General features: G+C 40.1%; 15 protein-coding genes. 8 read left to right on the top strand and 7 right to left on the bottom strand.

The window, feature by feature from the left end; genetic code table 11:
* Positions 1-363: 363 nt before the first annotated feature.
* Positions 364-1,644, top strand: coding sequence for a citrate synthase (gene gltA / locus Q4574_RS09195; protein WP_303473762.1), 1,281 nt, complete (start codon positions 364-366; stop codon positions 1,642-1,644).
* Positions 1,645-1,820: 176 nt separating this feature from the next.
* A complete protein-coding gene (locus tag Q4574_RS09190) occupies positions 1,821-2,246 on the top strand; it encodes a DUF3429 domain-containing protein (protein WP_303473761.1) in 426 nt (141 codons plus the stop codon).
* Positions 2,247-2,336: 90 nt separating this feature from the next.
* Here Q4574_RS09190 and Q4574_RS09185 read toward each other — a convergent pair whose 3' ends face one another.
* Together Q4574_RS09185 and Q4574_RS09180 are read right to left on the bottom strand one after the other, a co-directional pair.
* Entirely contained in the window at positions 2,337-3,785 is a 1,449-nt protein-coding gene (locus Q4574_RS09185) for a phosphomannomutase CpsG (protein ID WP_303473760.1), read from the bottom strand.
* Positions 3,786-3,798: 13 nt separating this feature from the next.
* Complete coding sequence (locus Q4574_RS09180) at positions 3,799-5,217, bottom strand: mannose-1-phosphate guanylyltransferase/mannose-6-phosphate isomerase (RefSeq protein ID WP_303473759.1); 1,419 nt, start codon at positions 5,215-5,217, stop codon at positions 3,799-3,801.
* A gap of 311 nt (positions 5,218-5,528) precedes the next feature.
* Here Q4574_RS09180 and tcdA point away from each other — a divergent pair, with 311 nt between their 5' ends.
* Positions 5,529-6,305 (top strand): tRNA cyclic N6-threonylcarbamoyladenosine(37) synthase TcdA, encoded by a 777-nt coding sequence (gene tcdA, locus Q4574_RS09175; RefSeq protein WP_303473758.1) that lies wholly within the window; start codon positions 5,529-5,531, stop codon positions 6,303-6,305.
* A 24-nt stretch (positions 6,306-6,329) separates the two neighbouring features.
* Here the strand turns inward: tcdA and Q4574_RS09170 are convergent, their stop codons facing one another.
* On the bottom strand, positions 6,330-6,971 hold the full coding sequence (locus tag Q4574_RS09170) for a hypothetical protein (protein WP_303473757.1): 642 nt from the start codon (positions 6,969-6,971) through the stop codon (positions 6,330-6,332).
* A 225-nt stretch (positions 6,972-7,196) separates the two neighbouring features.
* On the opposite strand from Q4574_RS09170, the gene Q4574_RS09165 reads away from it, so the two are divergent.
* The gene (locus tag Q4574_RS09165) at positions 7,197-7,610 is read left to right on the top strand and encodes a hypothetical protein (protein WP_303473756.1); all 414 of its coding nucleotides are present in this window, start codon (positions 7,197-7,199) and stop codon (positions 7,608-7,610) included.
* Between the two features lie 27 nt (positions 7,611-7,637).
* On the opposite strand, the gene Q4574_RS09160 is transcribed toward Q4574_RS09165, so the two are convergent.
* Entirely contained in the window at positions 7,638-8,114 is a 477-nt protein-coding gene (locus Q4574_RS09160) for a DUF2919 domain-containing protein (RefSeq protein WP_303473755.1), read from the bottom strand.
* Between the two features lie 53 nt (positions 8,115-8,167).
* Complete coding sequence (locus Q4574_RS09155) at positions 8,168-9,958, bottom strand: diguanylate cyclase (RefSeq protein ID WP_303473754.1); 1,791 nt, start codon at positions 9,956-9,958, stop codon at positions 8,168-8,170.
* A gap of 469 nt (positions 9,959-10,427) precedes the next feature.
* Between Q4574_RS09155 and rimO the strand changes: the two genes are divergently transcribed.
* Positions 10,428-11,834 carry a 30S ribosomal protein S12 methylthiotransferase RimO gene (rimO, locus tag Q4574_RS09150; RefSeq protein ID WP_303473753.1) on the top strand — a complete coding sequence of 469 codons (1,407 nt, stop codon included), beginning with the start codon at positions 10,428-10,430 and terminating at the stop codon, positions 11,832-11,834.
* Positions 11,835-12,008: 174 nt separating this feature from the next.
* Here rimO and rmuC read toward each other — a convergent pair whose 3' ends face one another.
* Both rmuC and Q4574_RS09140 read right to left on the bottom strand, forming a co-directional pair.
* A complete protein-coding gene (gene rmuC, locus Q4574_RS09145; protein WP_303473752.1) occupies positions 12,009-13,487 on the bottom strand; it encodes a DNA recombination protein RmuC in 1,479 nt (492 codons plus the stop codon).
* A gap of 110 nt (positions 13,488-13,597) precedes the next feature.
* Positions 13,598-15,118, bottom strand: coding sequence for a fumarate hydratase (locus tag Q4574_RS09140; protein ID WP_303473751.1), 1,521 nt, complete (start codon positions 15,116-15,118; stop codon positions 13,598-13,600).
* A 125-nt stretch (positions 15,119-15,243) separates the two neighbouring features.
* Between Q4574_RS09140 and pabB the strand changes: the two genes are divergently transcribed.
* The 3 genes from pabB to Q4574_RS09125 all read left to right on the top strand — a co-directional run bounded on the left by pabB (position 15,244) and on the right by Q4574_RS09125 (position 18,766).
* Complete coding sequence (gene pabB / locus Q4574_RS09135; RefSeq protein WP_303473750.1) at positions 15,244-16,689, top strand: aminodeoxychorismate synthase component I; 1,446 nt, start codon at positions 15,244-15,246, stop codon at positions 16,687-16,689.
* Positions 16,682-17,275: a CoA pyrophosphatase gene (locus tag Q4574_RS09130; RefSeq protein WP_303473748.1), complete on the top strand. Its 594-nt coding sequence runs from the start codon at positions 16,682-16,684 to the stop codon at positions 17,273-17,275. The genes pabB and Q4574_RS09130 overlap by 8 nt, the downstream gene beginning before the upstream one ends.
* Before the next feature lie 117 nt (positions 17,276-17,392).
* Positions 17,393-18,766: an L-serine ammonia-lyase gene (locus Q4574_RS09125; protein WP_303473747.1), complete on the top strand. Its 1,374-nt coding sequence runs from the start codon at positions 17,393-17,395 to the stop codon at positions 18,764-18,766.
* The last annotated feature ends 34 nt before the right edge of the window (positions 18,767-18,800 follow it).

Here is an 18,800-nt window from a genome sequence, read left to right as displayed (position 1 = left end):
TATTTAAAGTTATTATGTTGTATAGTGCATAAACGAAAAATAAAGTTAAGCTAGCTCAACTGTTAACACTTTGTTAATTAAGTATTAAACCTTTAACAACTAAGCGTTTTTTTCATTTAGTGTCACAAAGTATATCCACCGTAGAGATTAATTACAATTTTTGTTCTTGATAAAAACGGTTTAATTATGGATTTAGGTATTTATGAGTAATACGGACACATTTTAAGAATAAATATTAAACATTCGTGTATTAAAATTGACTTGCGCTAACTTTCTAAGTACAAATAGCACACTTTTTTTCATGGCTGTTATTATTGTATAAATTTTTAACAGTTTAAGAACTTAGTCTAAGGAGAACATCTTATGGCAGAAACTAAAGCCATTTTAAAGGTAGGCGACAAAGAGGTAGAACTTCCGGTACTTTCGGGAACTGCTGGGAACGACGTAATAGATGTTCGAGCATTAGGCTCTAGCGGTTACTTCACTTTTGACCCTGGTTTCATGGCTACTGGTTCTTGCGAATCATCCATCACCTTTATTGATGGAGCTAAAGGCGTATTACTTCATAGAGGGTATTCAATTGAAGAGTTGGCGAGAGACGCCGATTACATAGAAGTTTGCTATATGTTATTACACGACAAAACGCCCACTTCTGAAGAATATGCTGAATTTAAAAACACCATTACACGTCACACCTTAGTTCACGATCAATTAACAAACTTCTTTAGAGGCTTCCGCCGTGACGCTCATCCAATGGCCATGTTGTGTGGTACAGTTGGTGCGCTATCTAGCTTCTATCACGATGATTTAGATATTTCTGATCCAGAACAACGCTTAAGAAGTGCTTACCGCTTAATCGCAAAAATGCCTACTTTAGTGGCCATGTGTTACAAATATAATGTCGGTCAACCCTTTGTTTATCCAAGAAATGATCTAAGTTATGCTGAAAACTTCTTAAACATGATGTTTTCTGTACCTGCTGAAGATTATGAAATAAGCCCTGCTGTCTCTAGAGCAATGGACCGTATCTTTACATTGCATGCTGATCACGAACAAAATGCATCTACTTCTACAGTCAGACTTGCGGGTTCATCAGGCGCTAATCCATACGCGTGTATTGCCGCTGGCGTTGCATCTTTATGGGGGCCTGCTCATGGTGGTGCCAATGAAGCTTGTTTGAACATGCTGCAAGAAATTGGCAGTGTAGACCGCATTCCTGAGTTTATAGCTCGTGCTAAAGATAAAAATGACCCGTTCAGATTAATGGGCTTTGGTCACCGTGTTTATAAAAACCACGACCCTCGTGCAACTGTGATGCGCGAAAGTTGTCATGAAGTACTTGAAGAGATGAACATTGATGATCCATTGCTGAATGTGGCTATGGAACTAGAAAAAATTGCCCTTAGCGACCCGTATTTCGCTGAGAAAAAGCTTTTCCCAAATGTGGATTTTTATTCAGGTATCATTCTTAAGGCAATTGGCATCCCTACTAACATGTTCACTTGTATTTTTGCACTAGCAAGAACAGTGGGTTGGGTATCTCATTGGCACGAAATGTTAAGTCAACCTGGACAAAAAATTGGGCGTCCTCGTCAGCTTTATACTGGTGAAAATGCTAGAAAGTACAACCCAATTAAAAAGTAACTATTATTGACTATTCAAAAATAGCGCCTCAAGGCGCTATTTTTTTCTCTGTAGTTAAATAAAAAATTAATTCTGGTCAATAAGTTAGCTTATTGCAGCAAACAAATGTTAAATATAAGTAAATAAACAAGTTTGATTACATTAACAAATCAATAACACCACAAAAAGTGATAAAAATGCTTAAATACCACGCCAAAATATTAGGTTATGCTGGATTAACCCCATTTATTTTTCTGCCTTTTTTTATACTTTGGGAAACCGTTTCCTACTTTGAAGGAGTTGGCTTTTTCATTCAGTATTCTGCCATAATTTTATCTTTTTTAGGTGGTGTATTATGGTTTGATGGAATTAATAACAAGCGCTCTATAATCTTAATATACTTGGCTATGCTGCCTTCGATTGTAGGTTGGTTGAGTGTTATTTGGTTTCCGCCCGAGGCTGCATTAATTACCCTGGCTTGTAGTTATATCTTGGTTATTTTTTACGAATTTAAACTCTCTAGCCTGGCCACATGGTATAAATCCTTGAGGATCCGCTTAACTGCAATTACCGTAGGCAGCCATTTAATGATAATTTGGTTAATTTACCAAATGTCTCAATAGTTAAAATAAATCAGTTCTTCAATCAAATTTTTAGCAAAAAAAATAGCCCAGTAGGGCTATTTTTTTAATATCGTCACTTCTACAACAAAGTTAAGCGCGAATAAGCGCCAATAACTCAGCTGTTTTTTCTTCCATCAAGGCAATATCTCCTGAGGATTCAACATTTAAACGAATAACAGGCTCGGTATTCGATTTTCTTAGATTAAATCGCCAGTTGCCAAACTCCAATCCTACACCATCTGTATCGTCTATCACTTCTGCCATAGGCTGATATTTAGCAATAACTCGATTAAGTGCAGCATCAGCGTCCTCCAATAGACTGTTAATTTCACCTGATGAAGGGAAAGCCGCTATTCGTTGCTTCACTAATTCAGACAATGGTTGAGCACTGGTGCAGATTAACTCTGCTACTAATAACCAGGGGATCATACCCGAGTCGCAATACGCAAAATCTCGAAAGTAATGATGGGCGCTCATTTCACCGCCATAAACAGCATCTTCTTTACGCATTCTTTCTTTAATGAAGGCATGGCCAGTTTTGCTTTTAATCGGCGTACCGCCAGCAGTTTTTACAATGTCTTCAGTATTCCAATATACACGAGGATCGTAAATAATTTTGCTCGAAGCATTTTTATCCAAAAATGCTTTAGCTAACAAACCTACAATGTAATACCCTTCAACAAATTCGCCAGTCTCATCAAACAAGAAACAACGGTCAAAATCCCCATCCCAAGCTATACCCATATCAGCTTGATGGGCGATGACAGCATTGGCTGTATCTGCACGGCTTTCTGGTAACAATGGATTAGGTATTCCATTTGGGAAGTCACCATCTGGTTGATGATGCACTTTGATAAATTCAATGGGTACTTTAAGGGATTTTAACGCTTGTTCAATACTATCTAATGCTTTACCTGCAGCTCCATTACCGGCATTTACAACTAGCTTTAATGGCTTGAAGTTTGTCAAATCCACATAAGACAACATATGTTCAACATAAGCAGGTAAACATGAACGTTGTGAATATTTACCAGAAGCGGTGAGTTTATCAGTGGAAACACTGCCCTCGCCTTTTAGGAATGCTTCATCGCTACTGCGTTTATCAGAGAAAAAACTTAAACGCGATTCAACTGTGTCTTGATCATATTGTTCAGCAATATCTTTGATAGCAAACAAGCCGGTATCGCCGCTAATGGGGCGAGACTCACTTTTAACTAACTTCATACCATTGTAGTCAATTGGGTTATGACTAGCAGTCACTTCTATGCCGCCATCAACCCCTAAATGTTTGGTAGCGAAGTAAATTTCTTCTGTGCCTGTCATACCCAAATCGATGACGTTAGCACCACCATCGACTAGGCCGGCACTCAATGCTAATTTTAATGGTGCTGAAGTATGACGCACATCACCACCAACAACCACGTCATTGGCATTTAAATATTCGGCATAGGCTCGGCCAATTCGATAAGCCACATTTTCGTCCAATTGCGTTAACAATTTGCCACGAATATCGTACGCTTTAAAACAACTAATTTGCATCTTAAGTCCTTATTTACTTCGCTGTGCGACCGTATCTATCTGAAAAACGAACGATATCGTCTTCACCTAAATAACTACCTGATTGCACTTCAATAAGCTCAAGTGGAACTTTACCTGGGTTTTCTAGCGCATGGACGATACCAATTGGAATATATGTAGACTCGTTTTCAGTGACTAAGAAGGTCTCTTCACCGTTCGTTACTTTTGCGGTTCCTGAAACCACAATCCAATGTTCGGCGCGGTGATGATGCATTTGAACTGAAAGTTTCTCACCCGGATTAACCGTAATGCGTTTCACCTGGAATCGGTCACCGTTATCGATGGAATCGTAACTTCCCCAAGGTCTAAATACTTCACGATGAAATTCAAACTCTGGTCGGTGTTGCGCTTTGAGTTCATTAACCACTGTTTTAATGTCTTGAACTTTATTTTTATTTGCTACCAAAATTGCATCTTTGGTTTCTACCACAACGACATCGTCTAAACCTACTACAGCAATTAGTCGTTGTTCAGAATTAATGTAACTATTATTTGTGTTGGTTAACATAACATCACCCACACAAACATTACCTTGAGCATCTTTGCTGTCAGCTGTTTCCCATAAAGAAGACCAGCTACCTACATCATTCCAACCGGCATCTAACGGAACCATAGCTGCGTCGTCGGTTTTTTCCATTACCGCATAATCAACTGAGTCATCTGGGCAAGTGGCAAAAATATCAGCATCAACACGCACAAAGTCTAAATCTTTAGATTCTGAAGAAATCGCTTCTTTACATACTTTGAGCATTTCCGGCGCATACTTTTCTAGCTCTTGTAGATAGCGGCTAGCCTTGAACATAAACATACCGCTATTCCAAAAGTAATCACCATTAGCAACGTACTTTTCAGCAGTTTCCATATCTGGCTTTTCTACGAACTGCGATACTGCAAACCCCGTTTCAGAATGATTTAACTGCTCACCTCTGCGAATATAACCGTAACCAGTATGAGCACAATCAGGAACGATACCAAAGGTAACCAACTTCCCTTGTTCAGCTAACGCATTGGCGTGTTGAATCGCTTTATGGAAAGCCTTGTTGTCTTTGATTAAATGGTCTGCTGCTAAAACCAGTAGTACAGGATCTTCACCTTCGCTACACGCCTGCAACGCAGCTAATGCGATAGCAGGAGCAGTATTGCGACCCACAGGCTCAAGCAAAATCCCGCCGTGATCCCTGCCTTGCTGACGTAATTGCTCGGCTACAAGAAAGCGGTGTGCTTCATTACAAATAAAAATAGCTGGATCCATGTCTAAACCATCAAGGCGACTGACAGTATTTTGCAACATAGTGTTTTCATCGGTTAACGCTAAAAACTGCTTTGGCAATGCAGCACGTGATTTTGGCCACAATCTACTTCCAGATCCGCCCGCTAATACTACTGGTTTCATGTATTTTTCCTTTTTTATATTTTAATGATGTCTAGGCTCATGACTCACTCGCAATGAATGCGTTAAAGCTCGTCAAATACCTGAAACCATCCGTTCCACAAACATAGTTAAAAGCATGCTATAAAAGCTGCGCTTAGTAATCAACAATTGAATAGCAATAAGCTAAAAAACATAACAATAACGTCAAAGTTACCCATTATATTCACTTTAAAACTGCATACTTTTAACATCTCTTTGTGACATAAATTAGCAATATTGATAGTAATTGTTATACTGCGCGAAATTAAAAACATGACAAACAATTTTCATTTATGCAGGAACAAAAATCGCGTTTCGGTGGTACCGAAAGACTCTATGGTTTAACAGAAACACAACGTCTTAAAAATGCGCATTTTTGTGTTGTTGGGATCGGAGGTGTAGGGACATGGGCAGCCGAGGCGTTGGCTCGCACAGCGTTAGGAAAAATCACTTTAATTGATTTAGATGATATTTGTACCACTAATACCAATCGACAGATTCATGCATTAACCGATACCGTTGGTGAGGCCAAAGTAGACGTCATGGCAGCGCGTATTAGGCAAATTAATCCTGAATGTGAGATCAATTGCATTGAAGATTTTGTGACGCCAGAAAACCTGCAAGAATACATCAGTAAAGAATTTGATTATGTCATTGATGCCATCGATAGTGTCCCTGCAAAAGCAGCTTTAATTGCCCACTGTAAACGAAACAAAATAAAAATCATTACGACAGGCGGTGCTGGCGGTCAAATTGATCCAAGTAAAATAACCATTTCAGATCTATCTAAAACCATCCAGGATCCCCTCGCCGCTAAACTTCGAAGCCAGTTAAGACGATTTCACAACTTTAGCCAAAACCCTAAAAGACGTTTTGCAGTTGAATGTGTATTTTCCACTGAACACCTGCGTTACCCACAAGGTGACGGTAGCGTTTCGTGCCAAAAATCGGAAGCTCAAAGTAGTGCTAGATTAGATTGTAATACCGGGTTCGGAGCAGCGGTTTCGGTAACGGCTTGTTTTGGATTTTTCGCCGCTTCTCGTGCAATAAATAAGTTTTTATCCCTGTAAGTTGGGTTTAAATAGACACAGTGATTAGGTTTTCTGTTGAGTTGAACGCGCATTCCTAACATCTAAAACAATTGCAATAATTAACCAAACGCAAACTATTGATATCATTAACCAGGTACTTTCCGCCACTTGCATGATTTCTTCGCTTAACAATGCAGTTGAGGTTATTAGCAGTAAGTAATATGGAAGATTGAGTAAACCTGCCATCCAAATCACTCTTAAAGGCCCATTTTTGCTTCCTTGATTAAACATGAAGAAGGCCAATGAATTAATATGTATCATCGCTAACAACAGCGCTTTTAAACTAATTTTAGAATGCTGAGAGTCGTCGTTTCTACTCAACTGTCCGAGTCGGTAGTTAATGTATGAACCCATCGTTGCCGCCGCAACCATGGCAAAGGTTAAGAATAGAATATCCGCGACGGTTGGTTTGGATAAAATCACCAATACGACGGCAAAAAACTGCCCCGGAAAGTAAAACCCCACGTAAACAATTGACTCCGCTAAGATAATGAAAAAAATCAAAGCGTAAAAGTACTCACCGAAATATGACTTTAAGTCTTCGAGTATAGTTATCCCAGCAGGAATAACGTCAAAATGCACCAAAGATGAAATTAAACCCAGTGCAAATAACGCGGTTGTTGGTAGAACAAATGCATACTTCATATCAACTTTACGTGACTCAAAGATTTTGGGATCAACATAGCGGCTTTAACTCGTTATTAAAATATTAAAATTAAAATATCGAATGTTTGAGAAAAGAAATAAGCAAATTTGCCGATATCAAACAAGCATATGATCAATATCCAATGGAAAATTAGACAAAAAGCGATTATATCGCCACAATCACATTACTGTATAAGACAATACTGATTAATTTAAGGATGCTCCATGCGCATGACCCAAGAAGAACTCAATCAATTGATGGCAGATAGTGCTCAAAATGCGATTGATACCACGTTGGATGAATTTAAACTTGTATTAGATGGGACAGTTGAAAGTATCTCGTTAGTTGACGATGTGATTTTAGCTTGGATTGAAAGATACAAAGATCAAGCGTTAGAAAATGACGCTGTTTTTACCATATCGAATATTTACGGAGCTTATTTAGGCGAAATATTTAAACAGCTTGTGGGCGGAAATTGGCGCTACGATGAATCAGATAAAGATGCACCTTATGTGGTCATGGAGTACTCAGGCAAGTCTTATGCATTTGCTGGTATTTGTTACCAAAGACTAGTCAATGATAGTCAAATAAGTGTACAAGATTATTTTCAACAGGCTGTGGCAAATAGTGTGCAGTAACCATACAAAGCGCCCTTAGAAAATTTATCAGGGCTGATTATCAGCCCAATCCGCTATCATATAGCGTAAATGGCGACTTTTTAAAATCCAATAAAGTATCACCACATCAACTAACATCATGGAAGCAACCGGCCAGGAAAACTGCCAGTATTGGCCGACCGAAATTTGCATTTGATGGGCCAAATCAAGTAAAACGGTTAAAATCAAACAAGGTTTTATGAGTCGCCTGATAAATTGCCACTTGCTATCCCACCACTTTTCTCTGTACGCCACAATAATTATCGCAATTAACGCTCCACCGCCAATGCCAAAACCAATGTAGAGTTCACTTTTTTGCGGATAAAATATTTCAAGCAATCCATCTGCATCTCGAAAATTACTGAGTGAAAGAACAAAAATGGCATAACTTTTTGCGAGAAATAAACAACACCACCAAAAAAATCGTGGCGGTTTAATTCGCCCAGCCTCATCATAATGGTTTAAAGGTAATAGTAGTTTCGCCATTTTAGAGTTGAATAGCTTCTAAGCACTGAAACTGTGGCCGAAGCCAATGGAAATTATTCACTTTCAGTTTGAATTCCAAGGGACAGTAACATGTCATCAAGCACTTCATCTAAATCTACAAAGGTTCCACTGGAAATATAGATACTCATACTAGAACGAATACTTACTTGTTGACCACGTTGCTCACCCAAAATCGTATTCTCCAATGCATATCGCATACGTTCAAAAAATGATTTTGCAGAATCTTCTTCTATATCAGTTAGGCAGACGATGAATTGCTCCGGTGCAAATCTACCTAAAATATCGCGTTCACGCGTAACCTGGCTTAGGGTTAAGGATATTTGTTTTAACGCTAACTCACTATTGGTTGCCCCTATTTGCCTATTCACATCTCGAAAGTTGCCTAAATCAAATAAGGCTAATGCATTGGTTCGTCCAGGTGAAGGTTCAGGTACTCGTTTAATTTTTGCCAATGCGGCTTTACTATTAAGTAGGTTAGTAACCGTATCAAAAGATAAACTATTGAGATAACGGTGACGTAGCCAAAATATGATTGCAACAATAACAATCAGGAGCACGCAGACCACAATAACGATGGTTTGAATACGATCACTTTTTGACGCTTGCAAACTAGTCTCTAAACTTTGAATTTGGCTATGTAGATTAGCCACTCCCAATATTTTACCTGATTCTTGTTGCTCAATAGCCTTATTGATCATTACCTCAGAAAAAGTGTTGAAGGCTTTTTCAGCGTTTTCAATATCGCCCAGATACAAGTAGACTTGTACAATAAATTTCAAGTAGTCTTTATTTCTATTAACAAAGATTTTGTAACCTTCATTGGTATTTTTTTCATCTTCTAAAAATTGCTTAAGACATGCAATGTCATTATCTTCATAACAGACCACCGCACTATACCAACGATACAAACTATTAAACGTGGAACTATTGATGCTTTCAAGATAGATTTTCCACTTTGCAAGACTATAGCGTAACTGTTCAATATTATTGGTTCGATAATGGTAGCCCGCTTCAGCAAAATACAACCACACATTAGATAACGCTGTATCAACGGAAAGATTGACGCGTTTAAATTCTTGAATCGCTTGTTCGGCTTTTTCAAAATTCCCAGCGGCCATGTGAGAAGAGATAACGCTCATTAGCGTGGCCAGTAAGTTGGAACTTGTGTAGGTATTTAACCCTAACTCGTAAGATTTTTGAAATTGCTCAGCGGCTAAAACCTGTTGACCTAATGAGCCATAAAGGAGCCCTATATTATTGTGAATATGAGCCAAAGCCGCCTGATCATTTTTAACCGCATAGGTTTCCAACAAAGCGTACATTTTACCGAGTTTGACACCATCATCCATGTTAGCATGACAAACCGTGATCAAACCCAATTGCGCACTCAGATTAATCCCTTCAAATTTGTTCTGCGAAAGTTGTTCTGCCTTTTCATAAAATTCACAACGATCCAAATTTTCTTGAACATCATAAATGAAACCTAACTGGTAAGTAGCTGAGGCAAAATATTCCATCTCTCTATCTACTTTGGGATTATTAATAAGTGCGATCAATGCTTGTTTAGCTTCTTCGTGTTTTCCAACACAAATTTGCCAATGGGTTTTCATCACCATTAGTTGAAATTTCTGGGTATCGCTCAATTCGGGGAGATTCAAATAACTGTCGATTGCTAGATTTGCATCGTCTTCGGGGCAATCATAGGGCTCAATTGTTGAGGTGAGAATAAAGTTATCAATTTCGCTAATTTCGGCAGCAAAACCCACCGAAGAATTGATCAGCAAAACGATTAAAAAATAAAAGTACACTGATTTTCTAATCAAGGTAATATCCGAACACGCGTAAAAAGGAAGCTGTCAATAAACATGATTTAATTGTTCTTATTTTTATATTATGTTTTAAAGCTAAACAATCAGCCCCATGAAAATCTAATTATAAGTTTAATTCTTTCTAGTTTTAAGCACAAGATGGAATGAGGTAGTTGAAAACGCCTAAAAATGCGAATGTCGTGGCTAATAGATAGTCCCCTTAATGCCAATTTCTAGCACCAAAAATTAGGTTTTAGCAGCCATTGTAAACATCATTGCGCTCTATAAATTGACGTTAATATCTGATTAGACTTAGTTTTTACTAGACGCTATCACCGCAAAGGACAATCCTGTATAATTCTGCGCGTAAAATAACCAATTCAGGCATGGCTGTCTAATTTGACTGCATTTTAAGCTAGTCCAATATTTTCAGATGGTTAAGTCAACTCATTTAAATAACACCTGCAATAGCACAAGGCGTAAGATGACCGTAGAAATCGTTAACCCCAAGCAAACCACTACTCTAGAAACACCAGTGAAAATCTTGGAATCAAATACTGTAACGAAAGCAGCTTCAGGCACCAAGATAGGGTTTGTGAGCTTAGGCTGCCCTAAAAACTTAGTCGACTCAGAACGCATTTTGACTCAGTTACGGACTGAAGGCTACGATGTCGTGCCCACCTACAATGATGCTGAATTAGTGATTGTAAATACCTGTGGGTTTATCGATTCTGCTGTACAGGAATCCTTGGATACCATTGGTGAAGCACTGGCCGAAAACGGCAAAGTTATCGTTACTGGCTGTTTGGGTGTCAAAGAAGACGAAATTCGCGAAGTGCATCCTAATGTGTTGGCGATTACCGGCCCTCACGCCTATGAAAGCGTGGTAGAGCAAGTTCATTCTCACCTTCCCAAGCCTACACACGACCCTTTTATGCAGTTAGTACCTGACCATGGAATTAAGCTGACTCCTAAACATTATGCTTACTTGAAGATTTCCGAGGGCTGTAATCATAGATGCACTTTTTGCATTATCCCCTCCATGCGTGGCGATCTAGTCAGCCGCCCAGTCGGCGAAGTGTTGGATGAAGCCACTCGATTAAAAAATGCAGGAGTAAAAGAGCTTCTTGTTATTTCTCAAGATACCAGTGCATACGGCGTTGACGTAAAATATCAAACCGGCTTTTGGGATGGAATGCCAGTGAAAACTGACATGCTGGGACTATGTAAAAAACTGGCAGAAATGGGTATTTGGGTGCGCTTGCATTATGTTTACCCCTACCCCTCGGTTGATAAAGTCATTCCGTTAATGGCAGAAGGGAAAATATTGCCTTATTTAGATATTCCTTTCCAACACGCTACACCACGAATACTTAAGTTGATGAAACGTCCTGCTGCGGCAGAAAAAACCCTCGAACGGATCAAAGCTTGGCGCGCCATTTGCCCTCAATTAATTATACGTTCCACCTTCATTGTCGGCTTCCCAGGCGAGACAGAAGAGGAGTTTCAACAACTTCTAGACTTTTTAAAGGAAGCTCAACTCGATAGAGTGGGTTGTTTTAAATACTCAGACGTTGAAGGGGCTAAAGCTAACGATCTACCGGATCCTGTGCCAGAAACGGTTAAACAGGAGCGTTTCGAACGTTTTATGGCCTTACAGTCTCAAATTAGTGCTGAAAAACTACAGCAAAAAATCGGCTTGGAATACCAAATATTGATTGATGAGGTTACCAGCGAAGGTGCCGTAGGGCGTTGTTTTGCTGATGCACCGGAAATCGACGGTCAAGTGTATTTAACGGATGAATTTGAGGTTAATCCTGGCGATCTCATTTGGGGGCAAATTATTCATGCAGACGAACATGACATGTGGGCAGTGAAAGTAGAAGACTAATTCAACCTTGTTGGTTTCATTGCCAAGCTCTGTCAAATGCGAATCGTAAGTACTCAGTGTAAGTAGCTTGTGCGCGCGCACAAAGCAAATCTTCTGCGCAAGTGCAATTCGGGCTGATAATCAGCCCGTTAATTTACCCGTTCAATGGCTTTACTTGCTCACCATGTCAACGGCTTAATCATCTCCATTATCGTCTTTGGCCTGATCAATTAAATCCTGCCTAAGACGTTTATTGGTTTGCACCCCAAGGTGCCGAAATTGTTCTATTTGACGAACAAGATTTCCCTTTCCTGAGACTAACTTATTGGTTGCTGCGTCTACGTTTTTTTGCAACGATTCAACGGATTTGCTGATCTTCTCCATATCTTCCACAAAACCATGAAATTTGTCATACAGCTTGCCAGCTTGAGTGGCAATTTTTTGCGCATTCTGATTTTGGTATTCGTATTGCCAAATATTATTGATGGTACGTAGTGCCACCAATAAGTTAGTGGGGCTAACTAACATAATATTATTGTCCAGAGCCAACTTTACTAACTCAGGCGCGTGATCTATGGCCACTAAAAAAGCAGACTCTATGGGAATAAACATCAACACATAATCCAGCGTGCGTATACCTTTTAGATCTTGATAATCCTTTTTCCCTAGTCCCTTAATATGATTGCGTAAAGAGTGGGTATGGGCCACTAAAAACTGCTGACGGGAAAGCTCATCATCCTGACAGTTAAAATAACGTTCGTAATCCGCCAGTGATACCTTGGAATCAATAACGATGTCTTTATCGTTAGGTAAATGCACCACCACATCGGGCTGGTATTGTTTTCCAGATTCATTTTTAAGGCTGACCTGGGTGTCGAACTCGTGCCCTTCTCGTAAACCAGATTCAGTTAAAATGCGCTCTAAAACAACCTCTCCCCAATTACCTTGTTGTTTGTTATCCCCCTTTAAGGCTTTGGTTAATGCTGCTGCATCTTGCGTAATTTGCTGGTTAAGTTCCTTGAGCCCTAAAATTTCAGTTTTGAGGGAAGCTCGCTCTTGACCTTCTTTGACGTACTGATCAGAGACTTGCTTTTTGAAGCCTTCGATTTGTTCTTTAAGGGGAGTTAGCAAAGCATCGAGCCCAGCTTGACTTGATTGCGTAAACTTCTGTTGCTTTTGTTCAAATATTTTATTTGCCAGGTTTTCAAATTGTTCCTGTAAACGTTTCTCAGCACTGGTCAGTAAATCAAGTTTGTCTTCTAACGCGATACGTTCTTGGGCAAAACTGGCCCCTTGGGATTCAAGTTGAGAATAATATTGATTCGACTTGTCGTTAGCCTTTTGCGCATTTTCTTGCCAAGTTGCAAGCTGAATAGACAATTGTTCTATTTGCAAATCTTTTTGCTCTAACTCACCAAATTTTCGCTGTGCAAGAAGTTGCTGTTGATGGGCTTCATCAATTTTTATCTGCATCTTTGTGATGTCATCATGTAGCTGCAAAATTTGATTTTCGAGCTGTTGCCGAATGAGATCCTGTTGTTCTTGTGTCTCTTTTTTGTCGCTCAGATGCTTTTGACGATTAATTACATTAGTCACAAGCGTCCCTAGCAACAGTCCTAAAAAACCGGTAGCGACTAACAGTAAAACAGTATTTTGGTCTAAATCTACATTCATATTAATGGATTCTAATTAATAAAGATGGGTAAAATTGCGAAGTACTTGATGAAATAAAAGCAGTGCATCTCAGGCGAGATGCACTCTTGGAACAACTAAACTGAGGCTTACTATGCCTTGTTTAAATCCTCAATTTTCACTTTCCAAATAGCTGGACCCGTTTCGTGAGCATTGGCTCCGGTACTATCAACGGCAACGGTTACCGGCATATCTTCAACATCAAATTCGTAAATTGCTTCCATACCCAAATCTTCGAAAGCAACGACACGAGATTTTTTAATCGCTTTTGATACCAAGTACGCTGCGCCACCCACTGCCATTAAATAAACCGCTTTGTGTTTAGCGATACTATCAACCGTCGCAGGCCCTCGTTCAGCTTTACCAATCATTCCCATTAAACCAGTTTTCTCCAACATCATGTCGGTAAATTTATCCATACGAGTGGCGGTTGTTGGACCTGCAGGACCAACAGCTTCATCACCCACTGCATCAACAGGCCCCACGTAATAAATAAAGCGATTAGTTAGGTCAACCCCTTCCGGTAAACCCTCACCATTATCCATCATGGTTTGAATACGTTTATGGGCGGCATCACGACCAGTCAACATTTTGCCTGAGAGTAAAACGGTTTCTCCGACTTTCCAGTCCAAAATATCTTCTTTTGTGACGGTATCGAGATTTACACGACGGGTATTGTCGCCCACTTCCCAAGTAATATCTGGCCAGTCTTCTAATTTAGGTGGCGTCAATTCTGCGGGTCCGCTGCCATCAAGGTGAAAATGTGCGTGTCGCGTGGCGGCACAGTTGGGGATCATGGCGATGGGTTTTGAAGCCGCGTGGGTTGGCACTGATTTAATTTTAATATCGACTACTGTTGTCAAGCCGCCTAAACCTTGCGCCCCAATACCGAGGTCATTTACTTTTTTGAAAATATCTAAACGCAGTTTTTCTTCAGTCGTTTCAGCGCCCCGCTCCATTAACTCTTGAATATCAACGGGATCCATTAAACTTTCTTTGGCCAATACCGCTGCTTTTTCAGCTGTTCCACCAATACCTATACCTAACATGCCAGGAGGACACCAACCCGCGCCCATGGTTGGCAAAGTTTTAACCACCCAATCAGCGATATCATCACTTGGATTAAGCATAACCATTTTTGATTTATTTTCAGAACCGCCGCCTTTGGCCGCAATCATCACTTCAATACCTTCACCTGGTACCATATCGATATGGACTACAGCTGGGGTATTATCTTTAGTGTTTTTACGAGCACCGGCAGGATCAGATACGATGGATGCTCGAAGTGGATTATCTGGATTAAGGTAAGCGCGACGAGTTCCCTCATCAACCATTTGTTGAATGGTCATGTCAGTCTTATCCCACTGCACGCCCATTCCAACTTTGACAAAACAAGTTACGATACCTGTATCTTGGCAAAGGGGACGTTTGCCTTCAGCTGACATACGAGAATTGATCAGTATCTGAGCCATAGCGTCTTTTGCTGCCTGACTTTGTTCTCTGTTGTAAGCTGCTTCAACCGCTTTTACATAATCTATAGGGTGGTAATAGGAAATAAATTGTAATGCATCTTCAATGCTATCAATTAAATCTTGCTGACGAATGAGTGCCATAGGTGCCTCTAAATCAATTGTAGGGAAGTTTTTTGTGTCTTAAATATCCGCCAATATGATACCCTCTTGGAATCAATTGCTCCATCGCTAAACGCGTATAATTTAAATTTGTTGGTAAAATTTCCATGCAGCATAGCGCTTGTAAAAGCTCTCGTATTCAAACACTTGCTATTCCTTCTTCAACAGACATTACGGAATTGTTTGCCCATTATTGCCAAACTAAATGGTCAATATTGCTCGATTCAGCTAAAAGTACACACAAAAATGCCCGCTTTGATATTCTAGTCTCTGATCCCATCGCGGCGATAACTGCCTATCAAAATGTATGCGAAATAGAGTATTTTTATGATCCCTTAGATGAATACATCCCCACAGAAAAGACAGTAAAAAGAGACGGTCAGCCAATCAGTATTTTGCGGTCGTTATTACAATCTTGTCTACCAAAAGAGCCCCCAGCGCCGATGGAAACCGAAACACCATTGCCTTTTACCTCTGGTGCCATAGGCTACTTTGGTTATGATTTAGGACGATGTTATGAAACTTTGCCTAGCTTGGCTAAAAATAGCCATCACAATCCAGACATGGCTGTGGGAATTTATAGTTGGAGTGTGATCAAAGATAATCACACAGGATTGTTTTACCTGACGAATATTCCTGGCCTCCCCTCGCCAAGTAAACAAGAAATTGAAAACGTGTTCATGACTCCTGCACCTGATGAAACGCAATTACCATGGGAATTGAAAACAAATTGGCAATCCAATATGTCGAAGGCTGACTATATTATTAAATTGCAGCGTATTCTTGATTACTTACACGCCGGTGATTGTTATCAAGTCAATTTGGCACAACGTTTTAACGCCCAGTTCAATGGTTCGACCTGGCAAGGCTACTTGCGGCTTAGACAAGCTAATCGAGCGCCTTTCTCTGCTTATATTCAGTTAGTTAACAGTACTGTTTTAAGCATTTCACCAGAACGATTCTTAAAAGCCAAAAACAGATTTGTAGAAAGCCAACCCATTAAAGGCACGCGTCCGCGTTCAACCAACCTACAAACTGACCAACAAAATATTGAAGCGTTAAAACATTCAGAGAAAGACCGTGCAGAAAACCTGATGATTGTGGACTTGTTAAGAAATGATATGAGTAAGTCATGTGAAGATCACTCTATTCAAGTCCCAGCGCTTTTTGCCATTGAATCCTTCGAAGCCGTTCATCACCTTGTTAGCACAGTCACAGGAACCTTAAATAGCCATGATGATAGCCTAAGCTTGTTACAAGGCGCGTTTCCAGGTGGTTCAATCACTGGAGCGCCTAAAATACGAGCGATGGAAATAATTGATGAATTAGAACCAGATCGACGCAATATTTATTGTGGCAGTATTGGTTATATAAATAGAAACGGTGATATGGATACAAGTATTTGTATTCGCACTTTATTATGCGAAGATTCGCAGATATATTGTTGGGCAGGCGGAGGAATTGTATTAGATTCAAATCCTCAAGAAGAATATCAAGAAAGTTTAGATAAGGTGTCGAAAATTTTACCCATATTGGAAAACGACTATGAATAAAGAAGAGTTTGTTCGTCGCTTTCAACATATCAGAAAAATCAAACCAGAAGCAGATTTTCCCTTAACTGAAGTAGGCAAACCTGCTGCTGTACTGATCCCGATTATAGAGCGAGTAGACCAGTTAACAGTATTATTTACTCAACGCGCAATGCATTTAAAGAATCATCCTGGTCAGGTGAGTTTCCCTGGCGGTAAATTGGAAAAAAGCGATACTGATCTAGCCCATACCGCGCTGCGTGAAACAGAAGAAGAAATTGGACTAACGGCGGATAAAATAACCTTAATTGGAAGCCTTCCGAAATTTCGTACCGTTAGTCGTTTTGAAGTGACACCATTTTTAAGTTTTGTTGAGCCTGAATTTGAACTGACTTTGGATAGAAATGAAGTTGACAATGTGTTTGAAGTGCCATTTTTGCATCTTATGGACAAACAAAACCACTTTATTCATTGGACGAAACGTAAAGGGGTTAGGCAACCAATTTATTTTATCACTTGGCAGGATAAAACTATTTGGGGTGCAACAGCGTCATTTGTAAGACTGCTATCAAATCACATTGACTATGAGTCACTCGATGAGACTGTATAAGTTTTATTTACGCTGTCATTAACAATTCTCGTTTAAAAATCCCCGCCAACCACTTGCCCTCCTGAGTAACTATCAGCATAGTATTATGATATTTATTAAAGTGAGGAAAATACGGTAATGATCAGCGTTTTTGACATGTTTAGTGTTGGTATTGGCCCATCGAGTTCACATACAGTAGGACCGATGCGCGCCGCAAATGCCTTTTGTCAGCAACTTTCTTCAGACAATTTGCTTTCCAACGTTGATCAAGTCTGTGTAGAATTATTTGGCTCACTTGGGCAGACTGGAAAAGGTCATGGTACAGGAAAAGCCGTCATTTTAGGCTTACTGGGCTTCGATCCAGAAACTGTTGATGTGTCGAAGGTTGATACATGGCTATCGGAAATTGAACAATCTCAACAGATCAATTTGAACGGCACACATAAGGTCAAATTTCCCCGTGAAGGCGCGATTGTATTCCATCGCCGTAAAACCTTACCCTTGCATTCAAATGGCATGACAATTCATGCTTATCAAGATAACCAACTCGTTGTTAGCCAAACCTACTACTCTATCGGTGGCGGCTTCATAGTCAAACAAGAAGATTTTCAATCTGTTAAAGACATGTCGTTGGAAAAACAACAAAAACCTCTACCTTTCCCCTTCGCAAGCTCGTTCGAATTAATTAAACAGTGTAAAGAAAACGGTCTTTCAATTAGCGCATTAATGTTAGAGAACGAATCCACTGTGCAGCCTAAAGCGGACGTGATCGACAAACTATGGGAAATTTGGCAGGTTATGTTGGAGTCTGTTAATAACGGAATTCATACTGAAGGAATTTTGCCTGGTGGACTGAAAGTGACTCGCCGTGCCCCCGCCCTTTACCGTCGATTAGAAACGGAACAAACAGCCGATCCAATGCAAGCCATGGATTGGGTGAATCTTTTTGCGTTGGCAGTAAATGAAGAAAATGCGGCTGGAGGTAGGGTGGTAACAGCACCGACTAATGGCGCTGCTGGTATCATTCCCGCAGTGTTGTGTTATTTTGACAAATTTGTCCGCAAAGTTGAAAAGCCCACGGCTGCAAGATACCTTCTCACCGCAGCGGCAATTGGAATTTTGTATAAAAAGAATGCGTCCATCTCTGGTGCAGAAGTGGGTTGCCAAGGTGAAGTAGGTGTTGCTTGTTCAATGGCCGCAGGTGCATTAACAGAGATTATCGGTGGATCAGTTGATGCGGTGGAAAATGCCGCAGAGATTGGTATGGAACACAATTTAGGGCTCACCTGTGACCCCGTAGGCGGCTTAGTCCAAGTGCCTTGCATAGAGCGCAATGCCATGGGCGCAATTAAAGCAATTAACGCTTCACGATTAGCTTTAAGAGGTTCAGGCCAACACAAAGTATCCTTAGATAAAGTCATTAAAACCATGTGGGATACGGGTAACGATATGAAGTCTAAATACAAAGAAACCGCACGAGGCGGTTTAGCGGTAAACATAATAGAGTGTTAGCGTTACATACTCACTCTTAAACATAAAACGTTAC

Origin of the sequence: Aliiglaciecola sp. 3_MG-2023, from assembly GCF_030548205.1 — a bacterium.
Lineage (GTDB): Bacteria > Pseudomonadota > Gammaproteobacteria > Enterobacterales > Alteromonadaceae > Aliiglaciecola.
The sequence above is the reverse complement of the archived record's forward strand: the minus strand, read 5'-3'. Positions and strand labels throughout refer to the sequence as shown.

Bases quoted from the DNA above. Each gene is read 5' to 3' on its own strand.
- rimO (WP_303473753.1), top strand. From the start codon at position 10,428: ATGACCGTAGAAATCGTTAACCCCAAGCAAACCACTACTCTAGAAACA.
- Q4574_RS09140 (WP_303473751.1), bottom strand. From the start codon at position 15,118: ATGGCACTCATTCGTCAGCAAGATTTAATTGATAGCATTGAAGATGCA.
- rmuC (WP_303473752.1), bottom strand. From the start codon at position 13,487: ATGAATGTAGATTTAGACCAAAATACTGTTTTACTGTTAGTCGCTACC.
- Q4574_RS09125 (WP_303473747.1), top strand. From the start codon at position 17,393: ATGATCAGCGTTTTTGACATGTTTAGTGTTGGTATTGGCCCATCGAGT.
- Q4574_RS09185 (WP_303473760.1), bottom strand. From the start codon at position 3,785: ATGCAAATTAGTTGTTTTAAAGCGTACGATATTCGTGGCAAATTGTTA.
- Q4574_RS09165 (WP_303473756.1), top strand. From the start codon at position 7,197: ATGCGCATGACCCAAGAAGAACTCAATCAATTGATGGCAGATAGTGCT.
- tcdA (WP_303473758.1), top strand. From the start codon at position 5,529: ATGCAGGAACAAAAATCGCGTTTCGGTGGTACCGAAAGACTCTATGGT.
- Q4574_RS09190 (WP_303473761.1), top strand. From the start codon at position 1,821: ATGCTTAAATACCACGCCAAAATATTAGGTTATGCTGGATTAACCCCA.
- Q4574_RS09180 (WP_303473759.1), bottom strand. From the start codon at position 5,217: ATGAAACCAGTAGTATTAGCGGGCGGATCTGGAAGTAGATTGTGGCCA.
- Q4574_RS09170 (WP_303473757.1), bottom strand. From the start codon at position 6,971: ATGAAGTATGCATTTGTTCTACCAACAACCGCGTTATTTGCACTGGGT.
- pabB (WP_303473750.1), top strand. From the start codon at position 15,244: ATGCAGCATAGCGCTTGTAAAAGCTCTCGTATTCAAACACTTGCTATT.
- gltA (WP_303473762.1), top strand. From the start codon at position 364: ATGGCAGAAACTAAAGCCATTTTAAAGGTAGGCGACAAAGAGGTAGAA.
- Q4574_RS09160 (WP_303473755.1), bottom strand. From the start codon at position 8,114: ATGGCGAAACTACTATTACCTTTAAACCATTATGATGAGGCTGGGCGA.
- Q4574_RS09130 (WP_303473748.1), top strand. From the start codon at position 16,682: ATGAATAAAGAAGAGTTTGTTCGTCGCTTTCAACATATCAGAAAAATC.